This is a genomic window from Ruminococcus sp. AF17-22AC, from assembly GCF_003460065.1.
In the GTDB taxonomy this organism is placed as follows: domain Bacteria; phylum Bacillota; class Clostridia; order Lachnospirales; family Lachnospiraceae; genus Blautia_A.
On record NZ_QRXT01000007.1, the window covers coordinates 135,544 to 157,221 of the forward strand.

Here is a 21,678-nt window from a genome sequence, read left to right on the forward strand (position 1 = left end):
ATCTATAAATAACCATAAAATAAGACTATATTGAATTAGTGATTTTGTCAATAAGATGTTATGATTTATACAAAGAAAGTGTGCAAATTACAAAAAAATTCAGCACAAGAGGGAAAGGGAGGTAACAAACAAATGAAAAAAGAGAAAACAACAATTGTTGCGGCCGGAATCCTGATCGGTGTGATCTCGGCAATGCTGGTATTCTTCGGAAATCCGGCAAACATGGGATTCTGTATTGCATGTTTCCTGCGAGATACGACAGGAGCACTTGGTCTTCATTCCGCAGCAGCCGTACAGTATATCCGTCCGGAGATCATCGGTCTGGTGTTGGGGGCATGTATTGTGTCACTAATCACAAAAGAATTTCGTCCACGCGGTGGTTCTGCACCGATCACGAGATTTACACTGGGTGCATTTGCTATGATCGGATGTCTGATGTTCCTTGGATGCCCGTTCCGTATGATCCTGCGTCTGGCAGGTGGTGACGGAAATGCTATCTTCGGTCTGGTTGGTTTTGTATGTGGTATTCTGACAGGAACATTTTTCCTGAAAAAAGGCTACACTCTGAAACGTTCTTATAAGATGCCGAAACTGGAAGGTGCTGTTTATCCGGCTTTCCAGATCGTAATGCTGATTCTTCTGGTGGCTGCTCCGGCATTTATCCACTTTACAGAGCCGGAAGGCGGTCCGGGAGCAAAACATGCGGCAATCCTGATTTCTCTGGCAGCAGGTGTGATCGTTGGTATTGTTGCACAGAGAACCCGTCTCTGTATGGTTGGCGGTATCCGCGATGCAGTTCTGTTTGGTGAGTACAAACTGCTCTTCGGATTTGTGGCAATTCTTATAAGTGCACTTGTCATGAACCTGATTCTTGGTGCTGTGACAGGTACCGCATTCTTTAATCCGGGATTTGCAGGTCAGCCGATCGCACACACCGACGGACTGTGGAATGCACTTGGTATGTATCTTGCCGGTTTTGCCTGCATTCTTCTCGGTGGTTGCCCGATGCGCCAGCTCATTCTTTCCGGAGAGGGAAATACTGACTCTGTTGTAGCTGTTCTCGGACTGATGGCAGGTGCAGCTTTTTCACATAACTTTGGTCTGGCATCTTCAGCCGATGGTCCGACAGCAAACGGTAAGATCGCAGTTGTGATCGGCATTGTGGTTGTGGCAGTGATCGCGGTTGTGAATTCCACGAGAAAAGCAGAAGCCTGAAAGGAGAAAAAATATGAAAAGAGTAGATGCAAGAGGGCTTTCCTGTCCGGAACCGGTAATTCAGACAAAAAATGCGATGGCATCAAAAGAGGCCGAATATGAAGTACTTGTCGACAATGTCGTTGCAAAAGAAAACGTTTCCCGTTTTGTGCTGCATCAGGGCTATCAGGTACAGGTAGAAGAGCAGGGCGATGATTTCCTGCTTAAGATCATGAAATGATGACTTATATTGCAACTTTTTATTCGCATTATGGTGCCATCCAGTTCCGCAAAAACTGTGAAAAAATGAACCTGAAAGCAGTGGTCATGCCGGTTCCACGGAACTTAAGTTCCTCCTGCGGAACCTGTGTGCAGTTTGAGGCGAACGGGATATTTCCGGACAGTACCGAGGAAACAGAGCAGATCGTCCGTGTGGAAGAAAGAGGATATGTAAGTATCTATCAGGCGGATGAGGAATAAAAAGAATATATAATAAGAAAAAGGAGAGTTCAACGTGGCGCATTCTGATCTTTATGGATGGGAAATGTCATGAAGGGCTCTCTGTTTGTTTTTATAAAGAAGTTTTGTGAGAAATTCTATAAGAAACGCCGGATGCTGACGGGTGTACAATTTCGATAAATTCGTGTATACTGATAGGCAATACAGAGAACCTGCCGCTGGCAGCTTCTCTCGCATACTTTGGCATAAAAAGGCTGTCAGAGGAAACACGGTGACAGCCGAATCATTGAATTCAGCAGGAGTGAATAAAAATGGGAGAAAAACTCACAAAAAGAGACGTAGAAAAAATTGAGGAAGAGATCGAGCACCGCAAGCTTGTCATAAGAAAAGAAGCAATCGAGGCGGTCAAAGAGGCCCGTGCGCAGGGCGACCTCAGTGAAAACTTTGAATATTATGCAGCAAAGAAACACAAAAACCAGAATGAAAGCCGCATCCGTTATCTGGAGAGAATGTTAAAAACAGCGACAGTAGTGGATGATTCTTCGAAATCTGACGAGGTCGGAATGGATGATATCGTTGAGGTGGAATTTGAAGAAGACGGTGAAGTAGAAAAATACAAACTGGTCACATCCATTCGTGGAAATTCCATGGAGAACCGTGTCAGCATCGAATCACCGATCGGCAAAGCCCTCAAGGGACACAGGGTCGGAGACCGAGTACTGGTAAAAGTCAACGAGAATGTCAGTTATTATCTGATCATCCGTTCCATTGACAAAACAGGCGATGAGGATGAAAATATCCGCAGTTTTTAGAATGTAAAATCCGACAAATTTATGTAAAATTCGATTTTACAAAGATTTAACATAAAACTGGTGAGAACTTTACAAGCCGCAAATATGATGAAGCCATATGAAATCTATGTAAAGGAGAATAATATGGACTTTTTCAGCATATTAACATTACTTGGAGGTCTCGCCATGTTCCTGTACGGAATGCAGGTTATGGGAGACGGGCTTGCCAAAGTATCAGGAGGAAAACTCGAGCAGATTCTTGAAAACCTGACTTCCAGCAAATGGAAGGCGGTACTGCTCGGTATGTGTGTGACTGCTGTGATCCAGTCGTCTTCTGCGACGACAGTTATGGTTGTCGGCTTTGTAAACTCCGGCATCATGAAACTTACACAGGCAGTTGGTATCATTATGGGTGCCAATATCGGTACGACGATCACATCATGGATCTTAAGCCTTACCGGTATCGAGAGCAGCAATTTTTTTATCAGCCTCCTCAAGCCGAGCTCATTTTCACCGATTCTTGCACTGGTCGGAATTGTACTTCTGACTTTTACAAAAAGCTCCCGTAAAAAGGATGTCGGAACGATTCTTCTTGGTTTTGCGGTACTGATGTTTGGTATGGAAAGCATGAGCGGCGCAGTGAAACCTCTGGCAGATGTTCCGGAATTTACAGGACTTCTTCTGAAGTTTTCCAATCCGGTAGCAGGTATTCTTGCCGGTACGATCCTGACTGCGATCATTCAGTCATCTTCGGCATCGGTAGGTATTTTGCAGGCTCTTTGTATGACAGGAGCAGTTCCGTATAGTTCTGCATTCCCGATCATTATGGGACAGAATATCGGTACATGTGTAACAGCACTTCTTTCTGCAATCGGTGCAAACAAAAATGCAAAGCGTGCGGCAATGATCCATCTGTATTTCAACCTGATCGGAACCGTTGTATTTATGGTACTTTTCTATATGATCAATGCAGCTGTGCGTTTTCCGTTTATGGCACAGATGGCAACACCGGCAACGATCGCAATCACACACAGTGTATTCAATATCACAGCAACACTTGTATGGCTTCCGTTCTCTAACCTTCTTGTAAAACTTGCCTGTCTGACGATTCGTGATGACGAAGAGAATGAAGTCAGCAGAGAAGATCAGGAATTTATGATTCTTGAATCTCGTTTTCTGGAAAAACCGGCTTTCGCAGTAGAGCAGGGAAGAAATGCGGCAAAACATATGGAGCAGGATTCCAGAAAGATACTGGATATTGCACTTGGACTGATCCATTCATACAGTGATGAACAGGCAGAGAGGGTCCAGAAGCTGGAGAGCAAAATCGACCGTTATGAGGATGAACTTGGTACTTATCTGGTCAAGTTGAACAACAAAGATCTGTCAGAGAGAGACAGCCACAGTGTATCGATCATGCTGCATTGTATCGGTGATTTTGAACGTATTTCCGATCATGCGGTAAATATTATGGAATCTGCGCAGGAACTCCATGAAAAGAACATCAGTTTTTCGCCGCAGGCAAAGATCGAACTTCAGGTGCTGATTGCAGTGGTAAGCAGGATTGTGGATACGGCATATCAGGTTTTTGACAGGCAGGATCTGAATCTTACCCGCGATGTGGAACCACTTGAAGAAATTGTTGATGAGCTGAGCAAAGAACTGAAGCGCCGTCATGTCAATCGTCTGCGTTTAGGAGAATGTACGATTGAGATGGGATTTATCCTTACAGACCTTATTACGAGTCTTGAGCGTATTGCAGACCACTGTTCAAATATCAGTGTATGTGTTACACAGGTAAGAGAAAATCTTTATGACACACACAGTCATCTGGAAAGCCTCAAAAATGAACCGGATGATTCCTATTATAACCGTCTGGGGGAATTGCATAAAGAATATGTACTTCCATAAAAAATCTGTTTTTACAGACAATTACAGTGAGAAAGGACGGATACAGAATGATCTATTGCGTAGAAGATGAAAAGAATATCAGGGAACTTCTGATCTATACTCTGGAAACAACCGGATTTTCCGCGAAAGGAATGGCAAATGCCAAAGAACTCCGAACTGCATTAAAAGAAGAACTTCCGGATCTGATCCTTCTGGATATCATGCTTCCGGGTGAAGATGGCTACAGTATACTTGAAAGTCTGAAATCATCAAGAGACACCAGAGGAATCCCTGTGATCATGGTCACAGCGAAAGAAGCCGAGTACGACAAGGTAAAAGGTCTGGAGGCTGGTGCAGATGACTACATCACGAAGCCTTTCGGGATGATGGAGTTTGTGGCAAGAGTAAAAGCAGTTCTTCGCCGCTGTTCCAAACAGGAAGATGACAAAGAACTGAGATGTGGCGATCTGAGCCTGTCCGTAGGCAAGCATAAGGTTCGCTGGAATGATACGAGTGTTGAACTGACACGCAAAGAATTTGAACTGCTTCAGTACCTGATGGAAAATAAGGGACTGGTCATGAGCAGAAATCAGATCCTCTGTCATGTATGGGGATATGACTTTGATGGTGAGACAAGAACAGTTGATGTCCATGTCCGTACACTTCGCCAGAAGCTTGGCGAAGCAGGAAATCTGATAGAAACTGTGCGAGGAGTCGGTTACCGGATCGGAGTATAATATGCGAAAAAAAATCTTGAATCATACCTGCTTTCTGATTGTTCTTTCTGTACTTCTTACGTTTCTTGCTGCAGGTCTTGTTATGTATGAAAAGTACAATGAAGATTTGAAAGAGAGCGTTCGGGACAGTACAAAATACATTCAGGATGGAGTCGAAAAGATGGGAAATTCCTATCTGGATGAAGCACTCGGTCAGGCAACTTCAGCTCGTATTACACTTCTGGATCCGAAAGGAAATGTATTGTTTGATTCGCTGGAAGATTCCGCAGAACTTGAGAACCACAGCAATCGTCCGGAGTTTATTCAGGCAGAAAAAAGTGGCTATGCGGAAACACTGCGATATTCAGAAACCCTGTCCAAACAGAATTTTTACTGTGCGGTAAAGCTGGCAGACGGGGATATCCTTCGTGTCGGAAGAACAACGGACAGTGTCTTTTCCACGATGCTGTCGAGCTCTCTGCTTCTTGGAGGGCTGCTGATCGTGATCCTTGCGGTTGCATTTGTGCTGGTCCGCAGGCAGACACGTGATCTGATCGAACCGATCAATACACTGGATCTGGAGGAACCTCTGAAAGAAGTAAAGTATGAGGAGCTCCGGCCGCTTCTGAAAAGAGTCGATCAGCAGAATCGGCAGATTGCCAGGCAGATAGAAGAACTGAAAGAAGCAGAGGCCGTACGAAAAGAATTTTCGGCAAATGTTTCCCATGAATTGAAGACACCGCTTATGTCAATCTCCGGTTATGCAGAGCTTATGATGAATGGGATGGTTCCACCAGAAAAAGTACCGGAATTTTCAGGCAGAATTTATCATGAGGCATATCGCTTAAGTGCTCTGGTGGCAGATATCATACAGCTTTCGAGACTGGATGAAAAGAACAGTGATCTGCCGTTTGAGGAAGTAGATCTTTATGAGATGGCAGAGGATGTTGTGCAGCATCTCGAAAGTGCTGCCAAAAAGAAAAATATTACTGTGTCACTGGATGGCAGTCCGGTAATGGTAAACGGTGTCCGTAATGTCATTTATGAGATGCTTTTCAATATTGCAGACAATGCAATTCGATATACCGATCTGAAAGGTACGGTGAAGATTTCGCTCGGAATGCGCGGAGAGCATCCGTATTACTGTGTAGAAGACAATGGAATCGGAATTGCAGAGGATGAACAGAAGAGGATCTTTGAACGCTTTTACCGGGTGGATAAGAGCCATTCACGGGCAACCGGAGGGACAGGCCTTGGGCTTTCTATCGTAAAACACGGTGCAATTCTTCATAACGCACAGATTAATCTGGAAAGTGAACCCGGAAAGGGTACAAAAATGGAGCTGGTGTTTTAGCACACCGGCTCCTTTTTGGCTGGTTCGTATAATCAAATGTCCATTTCGGACAGAGCAGCTTCATCGGCGATAATCGTACAGTCCGGATGGAACTGGAGAATCGATCCCGGTACCTGTGGAGTTACAGGTCCCTGAACGACTTTTTTAAGAATCTGTGCTTTGTCACTTCCACTGACAACGACCAGAATCTTTTTGCAGCGCATAATCGTACCGATTCCCATAGTATAAGCCTGACGCGGAACGTCTGCTTCGCTTTCGAAGAAGCGCTTGTTCGCCTGAATCGTAGTTTCTGTCAGATCTACACAATGCGTTTCGTCTTCAAAGTGATCAGATGGTTCATTGAAACCGATGTGACCGTCATGACCAAGGCCGAGGATCTGAATGTCTGCAGGACCGATTTTGTGAAGCAGCTCATTGTAAGCAGAGCATGCTTCTCTGGCATCCGGCTCGGTTCCGTTCGGAACGTAAGTATTTGCATGATTAATATTGATCTTATGGAAAAGATGGGTGTTCATAAAATAGCGGTAACTCTGTTCATTTGAACCGGACAGGCCTTTATATTCATCGAGGTTTACAGTTGTTACCTGTGAAAAGTCAAGGTCTCCGTTTTCATACATCTCTACCAGATGGTTATAAGTTCCGACAGGAGAGGAGCCGGTAGCCAGTCCGAGAACACTGTCGGGTTTTAAGATTACCTGTGCGGCGATGAGATTAGCTGCCTTGCGGCTGAGTTCCTGATAATTTTTTACTTTGCAGATATGCATGTTTTCCTCCTTGTCCGACTGACGGATTTTATATTCTACAGTTTTATATCCTCTGTACTCAGGAATGAGGCTGCGGAAGCTCGGAGATTGCCTTGATAGATGTGGCATATTCCGTAGGTGTCATTCCGGACAGCTTTTTGAACTGCCTTGAAAAATAATGAATTGACGAATATCCCAGAAAATCAGAAATCTGGGTAAAATTCATATCGTTTTCACGGATAAGCTGTTTGGCAAAGTCGATTTTCATGCGTGAAAAAAATTCAATCACACCACACTGATACTGATCACGAAAAAGCTTCTGAAGCTGTGAACGACCGATTATATTGCTTTTTGAGATTCCATCGATCGTCATGGACTCCCGGATATGCTGCTCAAGATAATGAATGATATTGCGGCAGGCTTCAGAAGTGGACTGGCAGGAATCATAGATACCGGCGGAGGCAGAATAATGAGCCATCGTATAGCGCCGGATAACATGAATCAGCAGTTCTTCGAGATATAAAGTCAAAAGCTTCTGTGCGCCAAAAGGAATATCGTCTTTCTTTTCCATTTTTTCCAGATAAGGGGTATCCAGCGGAGACGCAAAACAATTTCGTGCCTCTGCAATGATACGGCCGAGGATGCTTCGCTCAGTGTCTGAAAATTCAAGAACTTTATTTTCAAAAAAATTCATACAGGGTGAATCACAGGAAAAAGAAATTACGATGATATTTGGTGCGGTTCTGCCGGCGGCTTTCAGTGTATGAAATTCATTTGGCCGGTGAAAGATAACCTGACTGCGGTTCAGTATATGACTTCCATTATCGGTCACAATTTCTGCAGAACCTTTATCCACACACTGAAACTCCCAGAAGTTATGACGTTCACCGGAAAAGTAAAAATCATTCTGGTATTCATAGTAGTGGATTGTGTATATTTTTTCTATGGAAAGCTCTGAATTAAGCTTCACACTCTGATAAGCCACGAAAAACCTTCCTTTCTGATCAGAATTTGTGATTTTTGGATATTATTTCTAATTATAATAGTAATAAAATTGTATTAAATAGTCAAACGATAAAGTTGAATGTATACAAAAAGAGTATAATTGTGCAAATACTATTCACACCCAAAACGTCATCATAATGAAAGATCATTTAGATAAGGATTGTATAAGAAAAAAATCTATTGTATTATAATATTTTGTGTTGTACCATAAATCCAGTTAAAAAGAAACAGGAGGAGAAATGATGAAGAAACCGGTTTTAGTAGTTATGGCCGCAGGAATGGGAAGCCGTTACGGTGGATTAAAGCAGATTGATCCGATTGACAAAGAAGGCCATATTATCATGGATTTTTCTATCTATGATGCAGTGAGAGCAGGATTTGAAAAAGTTGTATTTATTATAAAGAAAGAAAATGAAGAAGCATTTCGTGAAGCAATCGGAGAACGTTTGAGTAAGCAGATCGAGGTTGCATATGTATTCCAGGAGCTTACAAATATTCCGGAGGGCTATTCTGTGCCGGAAGGCAGAGTAAAACCATGGGGTACAGGACATGCGGTATTAAGCTGTATTGATGAGATCGATGGACCATTTGCCGTAATCAATGCAGATGATTATTACGGTGTACATGCATTTAAGATGGCATATGATTTCCTGACTTCCGAAGAGAAGGATGAAGATGTTTATCATTATATGATGGTAGGCTACAGACTGGAAAACACACTGACAGAGAATGGGCATGTGGCAAGAGGTGTCTGCGTGACAGATGAAGAAGGTCATCTGATCAAGATCAATGAGCGGACGCATATCGAAAAGCATGATAGCGGTACTGCATATACAGAAGATGATGGAAAGACCTGGACGATGCTTCCGCAGGGCAGCATTGTTTCTATGAATATGTGGGGATTTTCAAACAGTATTTTACAGGAGTTGAAAGCACGTTTTCGTCCGTTTCTGGATGATGCGATTGCAAATAATCCGATGAAAGGCGAATATTTCCTTCCGTTTGTTGTGGATGAACTTCTGCAGGAAAAGAAAGCAACTGTCAAGGTGCTGAAATCCGAAGACAAATGGTATGGGGTAACTTATAAAGAAGACAAACCAATGGTGATGGATGCAATCCAGAATCTGAAAGATCAGGGATTGTATCCGCAGAAACTGTGGGAGGAAGCATAAGTGGAAATAAAGGAAAAAGTACAGGAAGCGATTGATGGATTTAAACTTCCGGGAGAACTGAAGGAATGTGTTGTTTATGGAAACGGACACATTAACGATACTTATCGCCTGACATATGAGACCCCAAACGGAACAAAGAGATACATTCTGCAGCGGATGAGCCGCAGTATTTTTAAAGATCCTGTCGGACTGATGGAAAATGTTGGAGGCGTCACTTCATGGCTTCGCAAAAAGATCATCGCAAATGGCGGTGACCCGGAGAGAGAAACACTTACGATCGTAAAGAGTCAGGAGAACCTTCCATATTTCAGAGACTCCAAAGGGGAGTACTGGAGAGTTTACCTTTTTATTGAGGGTGCGACTTCTTATGATGCTGTAAAAAATGATAATGATTTCTACCAGAGTGCTGTTTCTTTCGGACACTTCCAGAGACTTCTGGCTGATTATCCGGCAGAGACGTTGCATGAGACGATCAAAGATTTTCACAACACACCGGATCGAATTGAGAAATTCAAAAAAGCAGTCAGAGAAGATGTCTGCGGAAGAGCTGCTTCTGTACAGAAAGAAATCAACTTCATTCTTGAGAGAGAAGAGCTGACACATGCTTTATATGATTTGCAGCAGGAAGGTAAACTGCCGCTTCGTGTTACACACAATGATACAAAGCTTAACAATATCATGATCGATGATGAGACCGGAAAAGGTATCTGCGTAATCGATCTGGATACAGTTATGCCGGGACTTGCAGCACATGATTTTGGCGATTCTGTCCGTTTTGGTGCAAGTACTGCGGCAGAAGATGAAAAAGATCTGTCAAAAGTATCCTGCGATCTTCATTTATTTGAAGTTTATGCAAAAGGATTTATTGAGGGCTGCGGCGGAGCACTGACAGACCTGGAGATCGAGACACTTCCGCTGGGGGCAATCCTTATGACTTTCGAAAACGGAATACGTTTCCTTACCGATTATCTGGAGGGGGATCATTACTTTAAGATCCATCGTGAAGGACATAATCTGGATCGTTGCAGAACACAGCTGACACTGGTCAAAGATATGCAGGAAAAACTTCCGCAGATGAACAAAATCATAAAGAAATACAAATAATACATTACAGAGCAATAAAAAAGCTTCGAAACTTTCCTGGTTTCGAAGCTTTTTTGATGTCATGAGATTTAGCCTTTGACACCACCGGATGTAAGTCCGCCGACAAGATGTTTCTCGATCAGGACAAACAGGATGATGACCGGTACTGTTGCAAACAGAGAAGATGCAAACAGGTACTGCCATTCTACCATGTTGTAACCGTTGAAAATCGTAATGCCGACAGTCAGCGGTTTGAGAACATCTGTTGAGATCAGTGTCAGGGCAACGGTATATTCGTTCCATGCATTGATGAATACGAAGATCAGTGCAGTTACGATGCCAGGTGCAGCTACAGGCAGAAGGATGCGGATAAGTGCAGACACTTTGCCACAGCCGTCAACAGTTGCTGCCTGTTCCATTTCTGGAGAAATAGAGATGAAAGTACCTCGCAGAAGCCAGATCGCAAAGGCCTGGTTAAATGCTGCGTTGATAAATACAAGACCTACAAGGCTGTCTGTCATTCCGAAGGTAGACATGATCTTATAAATGCCGACCAGAAGGACAACCGGTGCAAACATCTGGGAGATGATAACGATTCCCAGAAAGATTTTTTTACCCTTGAATTTCATTCGTGCAAGCGCATAAGCTGCCGGGATACCGCATATGATTGCAATCAGGGTAGAACCGCCGGCAACGATCAGAGAATTGATGAAATATCTGGAAAGCGGTGCCAGTGTCCAGATATCTTTAAAGTTCTGCCAGAGCCAGTGGAGCGGAAGTAAGGTTCCGTCGGTAGAATAGATTTCTGCACGGCTTTTTGCTGCAGTCGTAAACATAACAAAATATGGATACAGGGTTACAAGTACGACCAGAATTACAAAAAGGTAAAGAAGAACACGAAGGACGATATGTTTGGTATCGCGTGTATGATTGTTCATTATTCTTCCTCCTTTCTGAGTGAAATGACCATATAAATGGAAGCACACAGACACAGTATCAGGAAACCGATCACGGATACTGCAGCCGCTTCACCGGATTTTCCTTTATAAAAGGCAAGCTTATAAAGGTATGTCACAAGGGTATCGGTACGGCTTGCCGGATCCCCCTTGGTAATTGTCCAGATAATAGGGAATGAGTTGAATACGTAAATGATATTCAGCACAGTACTTACGGTCAGGGAGGATTTTACCAGCGGAAGAGTGATCTTGAAAAGTTTCTGCCAGTAGTTTGCTCCGTCGACAGTGGCTGCTTCGTAGTAGGAATTATCAATGCTCTGCAGTCCGGAAAGTACGCAGAAAGTTACAAACGGTACGGTAACAAAGATACCTACAAAAATTTCCCATGCAAAATATGCCTGAGGAGTCGGAGTCCAGTTAACAGGACTGGAGATCAGACCGATCTTCATCAAAAGGGTGTTTAAGGCACCATAGTCTTTATCAATGATGAATTTCCAGACACCTGCCTGAATGATCAGGGAAGTTGCCCATGGAAATACAACGATTGCACGGACCGCTTTACGGAAACGGAATTTGTTGTTAAGTACAAGTGCGAGGATAAAGCCGAATACAGTGGAGATCACAACAACGGCAACAGTCCATACAATTGTATTCTTAAGTACAAGTTTAAAGGTAGATCCTCTGAGGACTTTGGTAAAGTTGTCAAGTCCGCAGAAGCCTTTGATAAGGCCGGCCTTACTTACTTCACTCATAGAAGTACGGAAAACTTCAAAGATCGGAAAGAGGATAAAGACCGTCATAAGCAGGATGCTGGGGAGCAGCCAGAGATAAGGCTCTACTGCAGCAAAAGGTTTCTTTTTTTTCATGTTTTACACCACCAGACTAATTTAGTTCAGACACAAGCGGGAGCCGGTCACTAAAGTTCCGGCTCCCGGTTAAGTTGCATTCAGTTGAAAATATGTGATCAGCCTGCAATATCAGCCTGGAGATCATCGAGGAGTGTCTGCACATCATCGCCGAGAAGTGCGTTCTGCTCTACTTCGATAACACCCTGTTTTACATCTGCCCATTCTGTCTTTGTTGCCGGATAGAAGTTGCAGCTCTGAAGGATATCGATCCAGGATGCAAATGTGTCATCGTCTTTTGCAAGAAGGTCAGCAGCTGTCTGTGTGGTCGGAAGGAATCCTTCATAGACCATGTAATCTGCATAACGCTCATCATCATAGAAGAAGTCGAAGAATTTGGTGATAGCATCTGTACGGGTATCCTGATCCTCAGCAGAATCGTCTTTGAATACTTCGAGACGGTCACAAACACCCATTGCTACGGATTCGCAGCCTTCGTTAGCCGGGATAGTAGTTACATCGTAGTTGATGTCATATCCGCCGTCGGAAAGGTAAGTAGGAATATTGTTTGGTCCGATCATCATTGCAACTTTACCTGCACCGAACATATCCTGAAGGTCATAACGTGTTTCGTTAGCAGGATCAGAGTTGGTGTAGCCATCGTTTACAAGACCGACTGCAAAATTCAGAGCTTCTACGTTCTTTTCACTGTTCAGAGCCCAGTCACCGTTTTCATCAACGAATCCGCCGCCATTGTTCCATGTGTAGTAGGAGAATGCAGCCTGACCTTCGTCAGTAGTCATGTCGATACCCCATGGATAAACGTCATCGCCGAATTTATCTTTGATCTTCTGTGCAGTTTCCTGAACTTCTGCCCATGTAGTCGGAACAGATGCACCAGCTTCGTCAAGGATATCCTTATTATAGAAGAGAGCACGGCAGGATGCAAGGATCGGTAATGCATATACAGTATCATCAATTGTACTTGCGTCCCAGAATGCCGGGAAGAATTTGGACTGGAGATCTTCGGATGCATATTCGGTAGCCGGCATCAGAAGGTCGTCAGCAACATAGTCTGCAAGAACGTCGATGTTCAGGATGTCAGGTGCATTGTTATTTGCAACAAGTGTATTTACTTTTGTATAAAGATCATTCCATGAAACGATTTCAATGTTCAGATCAATATCAGGATTTTCTGTTTCAAAATCTTTTTCAAACTGAGACCACCATGCCTGTGTCTGGGTACCATACTGGCTGATGATGACATCAAGAGTGGTTTTACTGTCTGCTGCGAGAACAGGCTGAGCCATAGATGCTGTCATTGCCAGTACCATTGCTAATGCGAGTTTACGTTTCATAGATAAGTCCTCCCTTTTGTGTGTGATAACTGACGGAGCTGTCAGTTGTCTGTCATATCCGCGATGGCGCGGATGTAATATATCAATTATATCGTTTGCATATGACAGTGTCAATAAAAAATGAATAAAAAAAGGTAGGAATAATAAAAAAAATAATATATTTTGCATAAAAATATGATATGACAGGTTGCCGAAACATGAAAAATCAGAATTATAATCTGCAAAATAAAAGAAGATTACCGGAATGTTTAATAGTAAAATCTGATGGAGTTTTAGTAAAATATGAGGGAGAAACCAGGAAAATATTGTGGAAAAAAAAGATTAGTGCTACAATGACAGCGAAAACAGAAACAGAGTAAACGTCAGGAGGAGAAAATCATGGCAATTTTAGTAACAGGCGGAGCAGGTTTCATCGGAAGTCATACAGTAGTGGAGCTGCAGAGCGCAGGATATGAAGTCGTAGTGCTGGATAATCTCAGTAACTCCAGCGAAAAGAGTCTTGAGAGAGTGCAGCAGATCACAGGGAAACCGGTGAAATTTTATAAAACAGATATTCTTGACAGAGAAGGACTGAATGAGGTCTTCGAAAAAGAGCAGATTGATTCCTGTATTCATTTTGCAGGATTGAAAGCAGTCGGTGAATCTGTAGTAAAACCATGGGAATATTATGAAAACAATATTGCAGGTACACTTACACTTGTAGATGTGATGAGAAAACATGATGTCAAAAATATTATTTTCTCCTCTTCAGCAACTGTATATGGAGATCCGGCAATTATTCCGATCACAGAAGAGTGCCCGAAAGGACAGTGCACCAACCCTTATGGATGGACAAAATCCATGCTGGAGCAGATTCTTACCGATATCCAGAAAGCAGATCCGGAATGGAATGTGGTACTTCTGCGTTACTTCAACCCGATCGGTGCTCATAAGAGTGGCCTGATCGGTGAAAATCCGAACGGTATCCCGAACAACCTGATGCCATACATTACACAGGTAGCAGTTGGCAAACTGAAAGAACTTGGCGTATTCGGAAATGACTATGACACACCGGACGGAACAGGTGTCAGAGATTATATCCATGTCGTAGACCTTGCAAAAGGCCATGTAAAAGCGGTTAAGAAACTGGAAGACAATTCAGGCTTAAGTATTTACAATCTCGGTACAGGTAAAGGGTACAGCGTATTGGATATCGTTAAGAACTTTGAAGCAGCTACAGGCATAAAGATTCCTTATTCTATCAAACCACGCCGTGCAGGCGATGTAGCTACCTGCTACTCTGATGCGACAAAAGCAAAAAAAGAACTTGGCTGGGAAGCTGAATATGACATCAAAGACATGTGTGCGGATTCCTGGAACTTCCAGCAGAAGAACCCGAACGGTTACGAAGACTAACGTAATGGCAGTTGTATCACCAATAATTATATAAGAATATATGCAAAATCCCGATGGATATAAGTCCATCGGGATTTTGCATATATGAACACGGCAGCGCGTGGTTCGGATTACTGAAAATAAGATTTGATGTTTAGTGGTATTTCTTTTCTTTTTCAAATTTGGGCTCGCAGGTCAGCTCGATGCCGAGCTTGCGGAACTCCCAGATGTCTACAGAAGAGAGCATAACAGAAGTATGTGCCTGGCAGCCTTTCAGTGCATGAAGCTGCTTGAGCGCCTGTTTTGCTTCCGGATTGCTGGCTGCGCTGACAGAAAGTGCGATCAGGGTTTCATCGGTATGCAGACGCGGGTTTTTACTTCCGAGGTATTCGGTCTTTAACTCCTGAATCGGGCGGATTGCTTCAGGGGAGATCACATGATGTTCGTGATCGATTCCTGCAAGCTCTTTCAGTGCGTTCAGAAGAAGTGCGGAAGATGCACCGAGCAGATCTGATGTTTTACCATAAATGATACGTCCGTCCGGAAGTTCAAGAGCAGCAGCAGGAGCTTCTGTTTCCTGTTCTTTCTGAAGGCTTGCCGGTACGACTTTGCGGTCTTCAAGAGAAGCGTGTGCCTGTTTCAGAAGAAGCTCGATCTTGCGGACTTCATCTTCTTTGCCTGTGCCGGTAAGAAGAGCAGCGCAGCTCTTGTAATAACGGCGGATGATCTCCTGGCGGGATGCCTCACAGCATGCTTCGTCATCAACAATGCAGTTTCCTGCCATATTGACACCCATATCTGTAGGAGATTTGTACGGGCATTCGCCCATGATCTTTTCGAACATTGCCTGAAGAACAGGGAAGATTTCTACATCACGGTTGTAGTTTACTGTTGTTTCACCATAAGCTTCCAGATGGAACGGGTCGATCATATTGACGTCATTTAAGTCTGCGGTAGCGGCTTCATATGCCAGATTGACCGGATGCTTCAGCGGGATATTCCAGATAGGGAAAGTTTCGAATTTGGCATAGCCGGCAGCAACACCACGTTTGTATTCATGATAGAGCTGTGAGAGGCAGGTCGCCATTTTTCCGCTTCCCGGTCCCGGAGCGGTGATGATAACGAGTGGTCTTGTTGTTTCGATGTATTCGTTTTTACCGTATCCTTCATCACTTACGATAAGCGGGATATTGCTTGGATATCCGGGAATACTGTAGTGGAAGTATACTTTTTTACCGAGTTTTTCGAGACGCTTTTTGAAAAGGTCAGCACTTTCCTGACCTGCGTATCTTGTGATGCACACGCTTCCTACATAAAGACCGCGTCCGGTAAACTCATCAATAAGACGGAGAACATCTTCGTCATAAGTGATGCCCAGGTCACCGCGCATTTTGTTTTTGTCGATGTCTGCAGCACTGATAACAATGACGATTTCAGCCTGATCACTGAGCTGCATAAGCATACGGAGCTTGCTGTCCGGTTCAAATCCCGGAAGAACACGGGAAGCGTGGTAATCGTCAAAAAGCTTTCCGCCGAATTCAAGATACAATTTGTTGTCAAATTTGCTGATGCGGTCGCGAATATGCTCAGACTGCATCTTCAGATACTTTTGGTTGTCAAATCCTGTTTTCATTTTTCGTTTTCCTTTCCCATCACATTTAGCCGGAATATAATTTTCCGGCCATCACGTTGATAGTATACTACAGTTGCGGTTTACAGGCAAGTAACATGCTACAAACATTCACAGTTTTCCAGTTGATTTATACAGGAAATCTCTTTATAATATAGAGGATAATAAGAGGAGGACAAGAATGAACAATCACATGGATAACCGGCCGGATGGAAACCGTCCGAATCGAAACAATCCCGGAAATCAGGGACCGAATAAAAACCGCCAGTCAATCCTGGCTTTTTTGATTTGTCTGTTGATTTCGCTGGTATGCTTAAGTTTTGTGACAGATATGATGAGCGATTCGTCCAGTGAAATCACGTATGATAAATTTATTGAGATGGTAGATAAGGATCAGGTAAAGGAGGTTACGCTTCAGTCAGGAGTACTGACCGTCGTACCGAAGATCCAGAAATCATATTATCAGAATGCAAGCTATAAAGTAAATCAGATGGAGGATGTCGATGCTCTGACGAAACGTCTGGAAGGGACAGGAATCGTTTTTCATTATGAACAGCCAGACGCGATGGGTGAGTTTGTTTCGACAATGATCAGTGTACTGCTTCCGACAGTAGTCTTGTTCTTTATGCTGATGTTCCTCATGCGGCGCATGAACAAAGGCGGCAGCGGAATCATGGGTGTCGGCAAGAGCCGTGCAAAAGCATACATTCAGAAAGAGACCGGAGTGACATTTAAGAATGTTGCCGGGCAGGAAGAAGCAAAGGAATCGCTGCAGGAAGTTGTGGATTTCCTGCATAATCCGGGTAAATATACGGCAATCGGTGCGAAGCTTCCGAAGGGTGCCCTTCTTGTAGGTCCACCTGGAACAGGTAAGACTCTTCTTGCAAAAGCAGTGGCAGGTGAGGCGAACGTACCGTTCTTTTCCCTGTCAGGTTCTGAATTTGTAGAAATGTTTGTCGGTGTTGGTGCTTCACGAGTGAGAGATCTCTTTGAGGAAGCAAAGAAAAATGCACCGTGTATCGTGTTTATTGATGAGATCGATGCCATCGGTAAGAGCCGTGATTCCAGATATGGCGGCGGCAATGATGAGCGTGAACAGACACTGAACCAGCTTCTTGCAGAGATGGATGGATTTGACACGTCCAAGGGTCTTTTAATCCTTGCGGCAACCAACCGTCCGGAAGTCCTGGACCCGGCACTTCTGCGTCCGGGAAGATTTGACAGACGTATCATCGTAGATCGTCCGGATCTCAAAGGGCGTGTCGAGATCCTCAAAGTACATGCCAAAGATGTCATGCTGGATGAAACGGTTGATCTGGAAGCAATTGCGCTTGCAACTTCCGGAGCAGTCGGTTCCGATCTTGCCAATATGATCAATGAAGCCGCAATTCTTGCAGTTAAAAACGGCAGAAGAGCCGTTTCGCAGAAAGATCTTCAGGAATCTGTTGAGGTTGTTCTTGTCGGTAAAGAAAAGAAAGACCGTATCTTAAGTCCGCAGGAGAGAAGAATTGTTTCCTATCATGAAGTCGGACATGCACTTGTCAATGCGCTGCAGAAAGATGCCGAGCCGGTACAGAAGATCACTATCGTTCCGAGAACGATGGGAGCTCTCGGCTATGTTATGCAGGTACCGGAAGAAGAAAAATACCTTAACACTCAGAAAGAGCTTGAAGCAATGCTTGTCGGTTATCTGGGCGGTCGTGCAGCAGAGGAAATTGTATTCGATACGGTAACTACCGGTGCGGCAAATGATATCGAGCAGGCTACAAAGGTAGCACGTGCAATGATCACACAGTATGGTATGTCTCAGAAATTTGGTCTGATGGGACTGGCAACTCAGGAAAATCAGTATCTGTCAGGAAGAGCAGTGCTCAACTGTGGTGATGATACAGCAACTGAGATTGACCATGAAGTTATGCAGCTCCTTCATTATTCTTATGAGGAAGCAAAGAGACTTCTCAACGAACACAGAGAGGCACTGGACAAGATTGCCGGTTATCTGATCAGCAGAGAGACAATCACAGGTAAAGAATTTATGAAGATCTTCCGCGCAGTCGAGAAGGGAATTGAGATTCCGGAGAATCTGGATGAACTTCCGGATGAAGAAGTAAAGACAGAAGAGAAGTCTGAAGAAAAAACTGAGATGAAGACAGAGAATATAGAAGCTGTCCGGGATCCGGAAGTTACAGGAGTGCAGGAGGAAACATTGAATACCGGTGATGCAACTATATCGGATGATGTAGTTACTGACGAAACAGACAATCACGTATCTGACTCTGAGGAGTAGTATGTTCCAGATTGAAGAAGAGTTAAAGAAGCTTCCCGCGAACCCGGGTGTTTATCTGATGCACGATGAGCGGGATGAGATCATCTATGTGGGCAAGGCAATCAGCCTGAAAAACCGTGTGCGGCAGTATTTTCAGAGCAGCCGCAACAAAGGTGCGAAGATTGAGCAGATGGTTACTCACATAGCCAGATTTGAATACATCATTACTGATTCCGAACTGGAAGCACTTGTTCTGGAAAGCAACCTGATCAAGGAACACCGTCCGAAGTACAATACCATGCTGAAGGATGACAAAAGTTATCCTTTTATCAAGGTGACGGTACAGGAGGCTTACCCGAGAGTGTTGTTTGCCAGACGGATGAAGAAGGATAAGAATCGATATTTTGGTCCTTATACCAGTGGCGGGGCTGTCAAAGATGTCATAGAGCTGGTTCGAAAGCTTTATCAGGTACGCTCCTGCAACCGCAATCTTCCGAGAGACTGTGGCAAAGACCGGCCGTGCCTGTATTATCATATGAAACAGTGCATGGGACCATGTACCGGGCATGCAGACCAGCGTGTTTACAAAGAAAATATCCAGAAAGTGCTGGCTTTTTTGAATGGTGATTTTCAGGAAACAATCGCGCAGCTTACTGAGAAGATGCAGAAAGCATCGGATGAGATGCGGTTTGAAGATGCGGCTGAAGCACGTGATCTGATACGCAGCATTCAGAAGATCGGTGAACGGCAGAAGATCACTTCCTATGGGGAAGAAGACAGAGATATCATTGCCTGTGATATGGATGAAAGTCTGGATCTCCGTGAACAGGATGCTGTCGTTCAGGTGTTTTTTATGCGCGACGGCAAGCTGATTGGAAGAGATCATTTTTATCTGCGTGTTGCCAGAGGAGACACTCGCTCACAGGTATTGTCCAGTTTTGTAAAACAGTTTTATGCAGGTACTCCGTTTATCCCGGGAGAAATCACACTGCAGACAGAAATCGAAGATACAGAAGTAATCGAAGAATGGCTGACTTCCAGAAGAAAGCAGAAGGTTCACATCGTAGTACCGAAAAAAGGCACAAAAGAAAAGCTTGTAGAGCTTGCATGGGAAAATGCCCGCATGGTACTTGAGAAAGACCGTGAACGAATACGGAGAGAAGAAGGCCGTACGATCGGCGCCGTGCATGAAGTAGAAGACTGGCTCGGTATGAAAAATCTTGATCGTATGGAGGCATTTGATATCTCCAACATCAGCGGTTTTGAGTCGGTAGGATCGATGGTTGTTTATGAGAAAGGCAAGCCGAAAAAAAGTGACTATCGTAAATTCCGTATTAAATCTGTGCAGGGTCCGAATGATTATGCCAGTATGGAGGAAGTACTGATCAGGCGCTTTACGCATGAGAGCAACGGAGAATTTGACAGCTTTGCGAAGATGCCGGATCTGCTATTAATGGATGGCGGCCGGGGGCAGGTAAATATTGCCCTTGGTGTCCTTGATAAACTGGGGATACAGATTCCTGTCTGTGGTATGGTAAAAGATGACTACCACCGCACAAGAGGATTATACTTTAATAATATAGAGATACCTGTTGATACAAACAGCGAAGGATTTCGGCTGATAACCAGGATTCAGGATGAAGCCCATCGTTTCGCGATAGAATATCACCGGTCGCTGCGAAGCAAAGAACAGGTGCATTCGATACTGGATGACATTCCGGGAATCGGCGAGCGCAGAAGGAAAGCTCTAATGCGCCGTTACCGTTCCATCGAGGGAATACGTGAGGCATCTGTTGAAGAACTTGCAGAAACTGAATCCATGAATATGGGAAGCGCAAAACAGGTGTATGAATTTTTTCACCCGAATAAATAAACATTAAAGGAGAAGACATTATGAAAGGTGTATTAATGACAAAGATGGTACAGGAACTGAATCTTACGAACCTGACTCCTGAGATTGATCTGTCTGATATGAGAATCATGACGGCAGAGATTAACCGACCGGCATTGCAGCTTACCGGATATCTGGAACATTTTGCAAACGAGCGTGTTCAGATCATTGGATATGTGGAATATACGTATCTGATGCAGCTCAGTGATGAGAAACGTATGATGAAATATGAGCGTTTTATTTCAAGTAAGATTCCATGTGTTATTTTCAGCACCATGACAAAGCCATCGCAGGATATGATCGATATGGCAATCAAATACAATGTACCGACATTTGTAACAGAGAGGACAACTTCCAGTCTTATGGCAGAGATCATTCGCTGGCTTGGTGTACAGCTTGCACCGTGCATTTCCATCCATGGTGTACTTGTTGATGTTTATGGTGAGGGAATCCTGATCACCGGCGAGAGCGGAATCGGTAAGAGTGAGGCCGCTCTGGAACTGATCAAGCGTGGCCATCGTCTTGTCAGTGATGATGTCGTAGAACTTCGTAAAGTCAGTGACGTCACTCTGGTCGGATCAGCGCCGGATATCACACGTCATTTTATTGAACTTCGTGGTATCGGTATCATTGATGTCAAGACATTGTTTGGTGTAGAGAGTGTTAAGGATACACAGTCTGTTGACCTTGTTATCAAGCTGGAAGAGTGGGATCGTGACAAAGAATATGACCGCCTTGGTCTGCATGAAGAATATACAGAATATCTTGGAAACAAAATCGTCTGCCATTCCCTTCCGATCAGACCGGGACGTAACCTTGCTGTTATCGTAGAGTCTGCTGCTGTCAATCACAGACAGAAGAAGATGGGATACAATGCGGCAGAAGAGCTGTACAAGCGTGTACAGGCAAATATTGCAAAAAAACGTGAAAGCTGATAAAGCAGAAATCTGC

At 44.0% G+C, this 21,678-nt stretch carries 20 protein-coding genes; 14 read left to right on the top strand and 6 right to left on the bottom strand.

Annotation, left to right across the window (positions count from 1 at the left end; genetic code table 11):
• Window positions 1-60: 60 nt before the first annotated feature.
• The 7 genes from yedE to DWW86_RS11515 all read left to right on the top strand — a co-directional run bounded on the left by yedE (window position 61) and on the right by DWW86_RS11515 (window position 6,404).
• Entirely contained in the window at window positions 61-1,215 is a 1,155-nt protein-coding gene (gene yedE, locus DWW86_RS11485) for a YedE family putative selenium transporter (RefSeq protein WP_117943222.1), read from the top strand.
• A 13-nt stretch (window positions 1,216-1,228) separates the two neighbouring features.
• Window positions 1,229-1,435: a sulfurtransferase TusA family protein gene (locus DWW86_RS11490; protein ID WP_072523031.1), complete on the top strand. Its 207-nt coding sequence runs from the start codon at window positions 1,229-1,231 to the stop codon at window positions 1,433-1,435.
• Window positions 1,432-1,674 carry a putative Se/S carrier protein gene (locus DWW86_RS11495; RefSeq protein ID WP_200793051.1) on the top strand — a complete coding sequence of 81 codons (243 nt, stop codon included), beginning with the start codon at window positions 1,432-1,434 and terminating at the stop codon, window positions 1,672-1,674. The genes DWW86_RS11490 and DWW86_RS11495 overlap by 4 nt, the downstream gene beginning before the upstream one ends.
• Before the next feature lie 290 nt (window positions 1,675-1,964).
• On the top strand, window positions 1,965-2,465 hold the full coding sequence (locus DWW86_RS11500) for a GreA/GreB family elongation factor (protein ID WP_117943224.1): 501 nt from the start codon (window positions 1,965-1,967) through the stop codon (window positions 2,463-2,465).
• A 123-nt stretch (window positions 2,466-2,588) separates the two neighbouring features.
• Complete coding sequence (locus tag DWW86_RS11505) at window positions 2,589-4,355, top strand: Na/Pi cotransporter family protein (RefSeq protein WP_117943226.1); 1,767 nt, start codon at window positions 2,589-2,591, stop codon at window positions 4,353-4,355.
• Window positions 4,356-4,402: 47 nt separating this feature from the next.
• Entirely contained in the window at window positions 4,403-5,071 is a 669-nt protein-coding gene (locus DWW86_RS11510) for a winged helix-turn-helix domain-containing protein (protein WP_117943229.1), read from the top strand.
• Window position 5,072: 1 nt separating this feature from the next.
• Entirely contained in the window at window positions 5,073-6,404 is a 1,332-nt protein-coding gene (locus DWW86_RS11515; protein WP_072523035.1) for a sensor histidine kinase, read from the top strand.
• A 32-nt stretch (window positions 6,405-6,436) separates the two neighbouring features.
• Here DWW86_RS11515 and nagB read toward each other — a convergent pair whose 3' ends face one another.
• A complete protein-coding gene (gene nagB, locus DWW86_RS11520) occupies window positions 6,437-7,168 on the bottom strand; it encodes a glucosamine-6-phosphate deaminase (protein WP_072523036.1) in 732 nt (243 codons plus the stop codon).
• 58 nt (window positions 7,169-7,226) lie between these two features.
• Window positions 7,227-8,132 carry a helix-turn-helix domain-containing protein gene (locus DWW86_RS11525; RefSeq protein ID WP_117943231.1) on the bottom strand — a complete coding sequence of 302 codons (906 nt, stop codon included), beginning with the start codon at window positions 8,130-8,132 and terminating at the stop codon, window positions 7,227-7,229.
• Between the two features lie 262 nt (window positions 8,133-8,394).
• On the opposite strand from DWW86_RS11525, the gene DWW86_RS11530 reads away from it, so the two are divergent.
• Window positions 8,395-9,324 (top strand): sugar phosphate nucleotidyltransferase, encoded by a 930-nt coding sequence (locus tag DWW86_RS11530; protein ID WP_117943233.1) that lies wholly within the window; start codon window positions 8,395-8,397, stop codon window positions 9,322-9,324.
• A complete protein-coding gene (locus DWW86_RS11535; RefSeq protein ID WP_181985346.1) occupies window positions 9,325-10,428 on the top strand; it encodes a phosphotransferase enzyme family protein in 1,104 nt (367 codons plus the stop codon).
• 68 nt (window positions 10,429-10,496) lie between these two features.
• On the opposite strand, the gene DWW86_RS11540 is transcribed toward DWW86_RS11535, so the two are convergent.
• From DWW86_RS11540 to DWW86_RS11550, 3 genes are all read right to left on the bottom strand, one after another.
• A complete protein-coding gene (locus DWW86_RS11540; protein WP_117943235.1) occupies window positions 10,497-11,345 on the bottom strand; it encodes a carbohydrate ABC transporter permease in 849 nt (282 codons plus the stop codon).
• Window positions 11,345-12,229 (bottom strand): carbohydrate ABC transporter permease, encoded by an 885-nt coding sequence (locus tag DWW86_RS11545; protein WP_117943237.1) that lies wholly within the window; start codon window positions 12,227-12,229, stop codon window positions 11,345-11,347. The genes DWW86_RS11540 and DWW86_RS11545 overlap by 1 nt, the downstream gene beginning before the upstream one ends.
• A 98-nt stretch (window positions 12,230-12,327) precedes the next feature.
• Window positions 12,328-13,566 carry an ABC transporter substrate-binding protein gene (locus DWW86_RS11550; protein ID WP_117943239.1) on the bottom strand — a complete coding sequence of 413 codons (1,239 nt, stop codon included), beginning with the start codon at window positions 13,564-13,566 and terminating at the stop codon, window positions 12,328-12,330.
• Window positions 13,567-13,763: 197 nt separating this feature from the next.
• Between DWW86_RS11550 and DWW86_RS17150 the strand changes: the two genes are divergently transcribed.
• Window positions 13,764-13,925 (top strand): hypothetical protein, encoded by a 162-nt coding sequence (locus DWW86_RS17150; protein WP_181985347.1) that lies wholly within the window; start codon window positions 13,764-13,766, stop codon window positions 13,923-13,925.
• Between the two features lie 19 nt (window positions 13,926-13,944).
• The gene (gene galE, locus DWW86_RS11555) at window positions 13,945-14,961 is read left to right on the top strand and encodes a UDP-glucose 4-epimerase GalE (protein WP_072523042.1); all 1,017 of its coding nucleotides are present in this window, start codon (window positions 13,945-13,947) and stop codon (window positions 14,959-14,961) included.
• 133 nt (window positions 14,962-15,094) lie between these two features.
• Here galE and DWW86_RS11560 read toward each other — a convergent pair whose 3' ends face one another.
• A complete protein-coding gene (locus tag DWW86_RS11560) occupies window positions 15,095-16,573 on the bottom strand; it encodes a DUF1846 domain-containing protein (protein ID WP_117943241.1) in 1,479 nt (492 codons plus the stop codon).
• A 178-nt stretch (window positions 16,574-16,751) separates the two neighbouring features.
• Between DWW86_RS11560 and ftsH the strand changes: the two genes are divergently transcribed.
• Genes ftsH through hprK form a run of 3 tightly spaced genes read left to right on the top strand, consistent with a single transcriptional unit; the run spans window position 16,752 to window position 21,662 of the window.
• Window positions 16,752-18,857 (top strand): ATP-dependent zinc metalloprotease FtsH, encoded by a 2,106-nt coding sequence (gene ftsH / locus DWW86_RS11565; RefSeq protein WP_117943243.1) that lies wholly within the window; start codon window positions 16,752-16,754, stop codon window positions 18,855-18,857.
• 1 nt (window position 18,858) lies between these two features.
• Window positions 18,859-20,709 carry an excinuclease ABC subunit UvrC gene (gene uvrC, locus DWW86_RS11570; protein WP_117943245.1) on the top strand — a complete coding sequence of 617 codons (1,851 nt, stop codon included), beginning with the start codon at window positions 18,859-18,861 and terminating at the stop codon, window positions 20,707-20,709.
• 20 nt (window positions 20,710-20,729) lie between these two features.
• Window positions 20,730-21,662, top strand: coding sequence for an HPr(Ser) kinase/phosphatase (hprK, locus tag DWW86_RS11575; protein WP_015543404.1), 933 nt, complete (start codon window positions 20,730-20,732; stop codon window positions 21,660-21,662).
• Window positions 21,663-21,678: the final 16 nt, after the last annotated feature.

Excerpts from the sequence above, each read along its gene's own strand:
- yedE (WP_117943222.1), top strand. The coding sequence starts at position 61 with ATGATTTATACAAAGAAAGTGTGCAAATTACAAAAAAATTCAGCACAA.
- DWW86_RS11490 (WP_072523031.1), top strand. The coding sequence starts at position 1,229 with ATGAAAAGAGTAGATGCAAGAGGGCTTTCCTGTCCGGAACCGGTAATT.
- DWW86_RS11495 (WP_200793051.1), top strand. The coding sequence starts at position 1,432 with ATGATGACTTATATTGCAACTTTTTATTCGCATTATGGTGCCATCCAG.
- DWW86_RS11500 (WP_117943224.1), top strand. The coding sequence starts at position 1,965 with ATGGGAGAAAAACTCACAAAAAGAGACGTAGAAAAAATTGAGGAAGAG.
- DWW86_RS11505 (WP_117943226.1), top strand. The coding sequence starts at position 2,589 with ATGGACTTTTTCAGCATATTAACATTACTTGGAGGTCTCGCCATGTTC.
- DWW86_RS11510 (WP_117943229.1), top strand. The coding sequence starts at position 4,403 with ATGATCTATTGCGTAGAAGATGAAAAGAATATCAGGGAACTTCTGATC.
- DWW86_RS11515 (WP_072523035.1), top strand. The coding sequence starts at position 5,073 with ATGCGAAAAAAAATCTTGAATCATACCTGCTTTCTGATTGTTCTTTCT.
- nagB (WP_072523036.1), bottom strand. The coding sequence starts at position 7,168 with ATGCATATCTGCAAAGTAAAAAATTATCAGGAACTCAGCCGCAAGGCA.
- DWW86_RS11530 (WP_117943233.1), top strand. The coding sequence starts at position 8,395 with ATGAAGAAACCGGTTTTAGTAGTTATGGCCGCAGGAATGGGAAGCCGT.
- DWW86_RS11540 (WP_117943235.1), bottom strand. The coding sequence starts at position 11,345 with ATGAACAATCATACACGCGATACCAAACATATCGTCCTTCGTGTTCTT.
- DWW86_RS11545 (WP_117943237.1), bottom strand. The coding sequence starts at position 12,229 with ATGAAAAAAAAGAAACCTTTTGCTGCAGTAGAGCCTTATCTCTGGCTG.
- DWW86_RS11550 (WP_117943239.1), bottom strand. The coding sequence starts at position 13,566 with ATGAAACGTAAACTCGCATTAGCAATGGTACTGGCAATGACAGCATCT.
- DWW86_RS17150 (WP_181985347.1), top strand. The coding sequence starts at position 13,764 with ATGAAAAATCAGAATTATAATCTGCAAAATAAAAGAAGATTACCGGAA.
- galE (WP_072523042.1), top strand. The coding sequence starts at position 13,945 with ATGGCAATTTTAGTAACAGGCGGAGCAGGTTTCATCGGAAGTCATACA.
- DWW86_RS11560 (WP_117943241.1), bottom strand. The coding sequence starts at position 16,573 with ATGAAAACAGGATTTGACAACCAAAAGTATCTGAAGATGCAGTCTGAG.
- ftsH (WP_117943243.1), top strand. The coding sequence starts at position 16,752 with ATGAACAATCACATGGATAACCGGCCGGATGGAAACCGTCCGAATCGA.
- uvrC (WP_117943245.1), top strand. The coding sequence starts at position 18,859 with ATGTTCCAGATTGAAGAAGAGTTAAAGAAGCTTCCCGCGAACCCGGGT.
- hprK (WP_015543404.1), top strand. The coding sequence starts at position 20,730 with ATGAAAGGTGTATTAATGACAAAGATGGTACAGGAACTGAATCTTACG.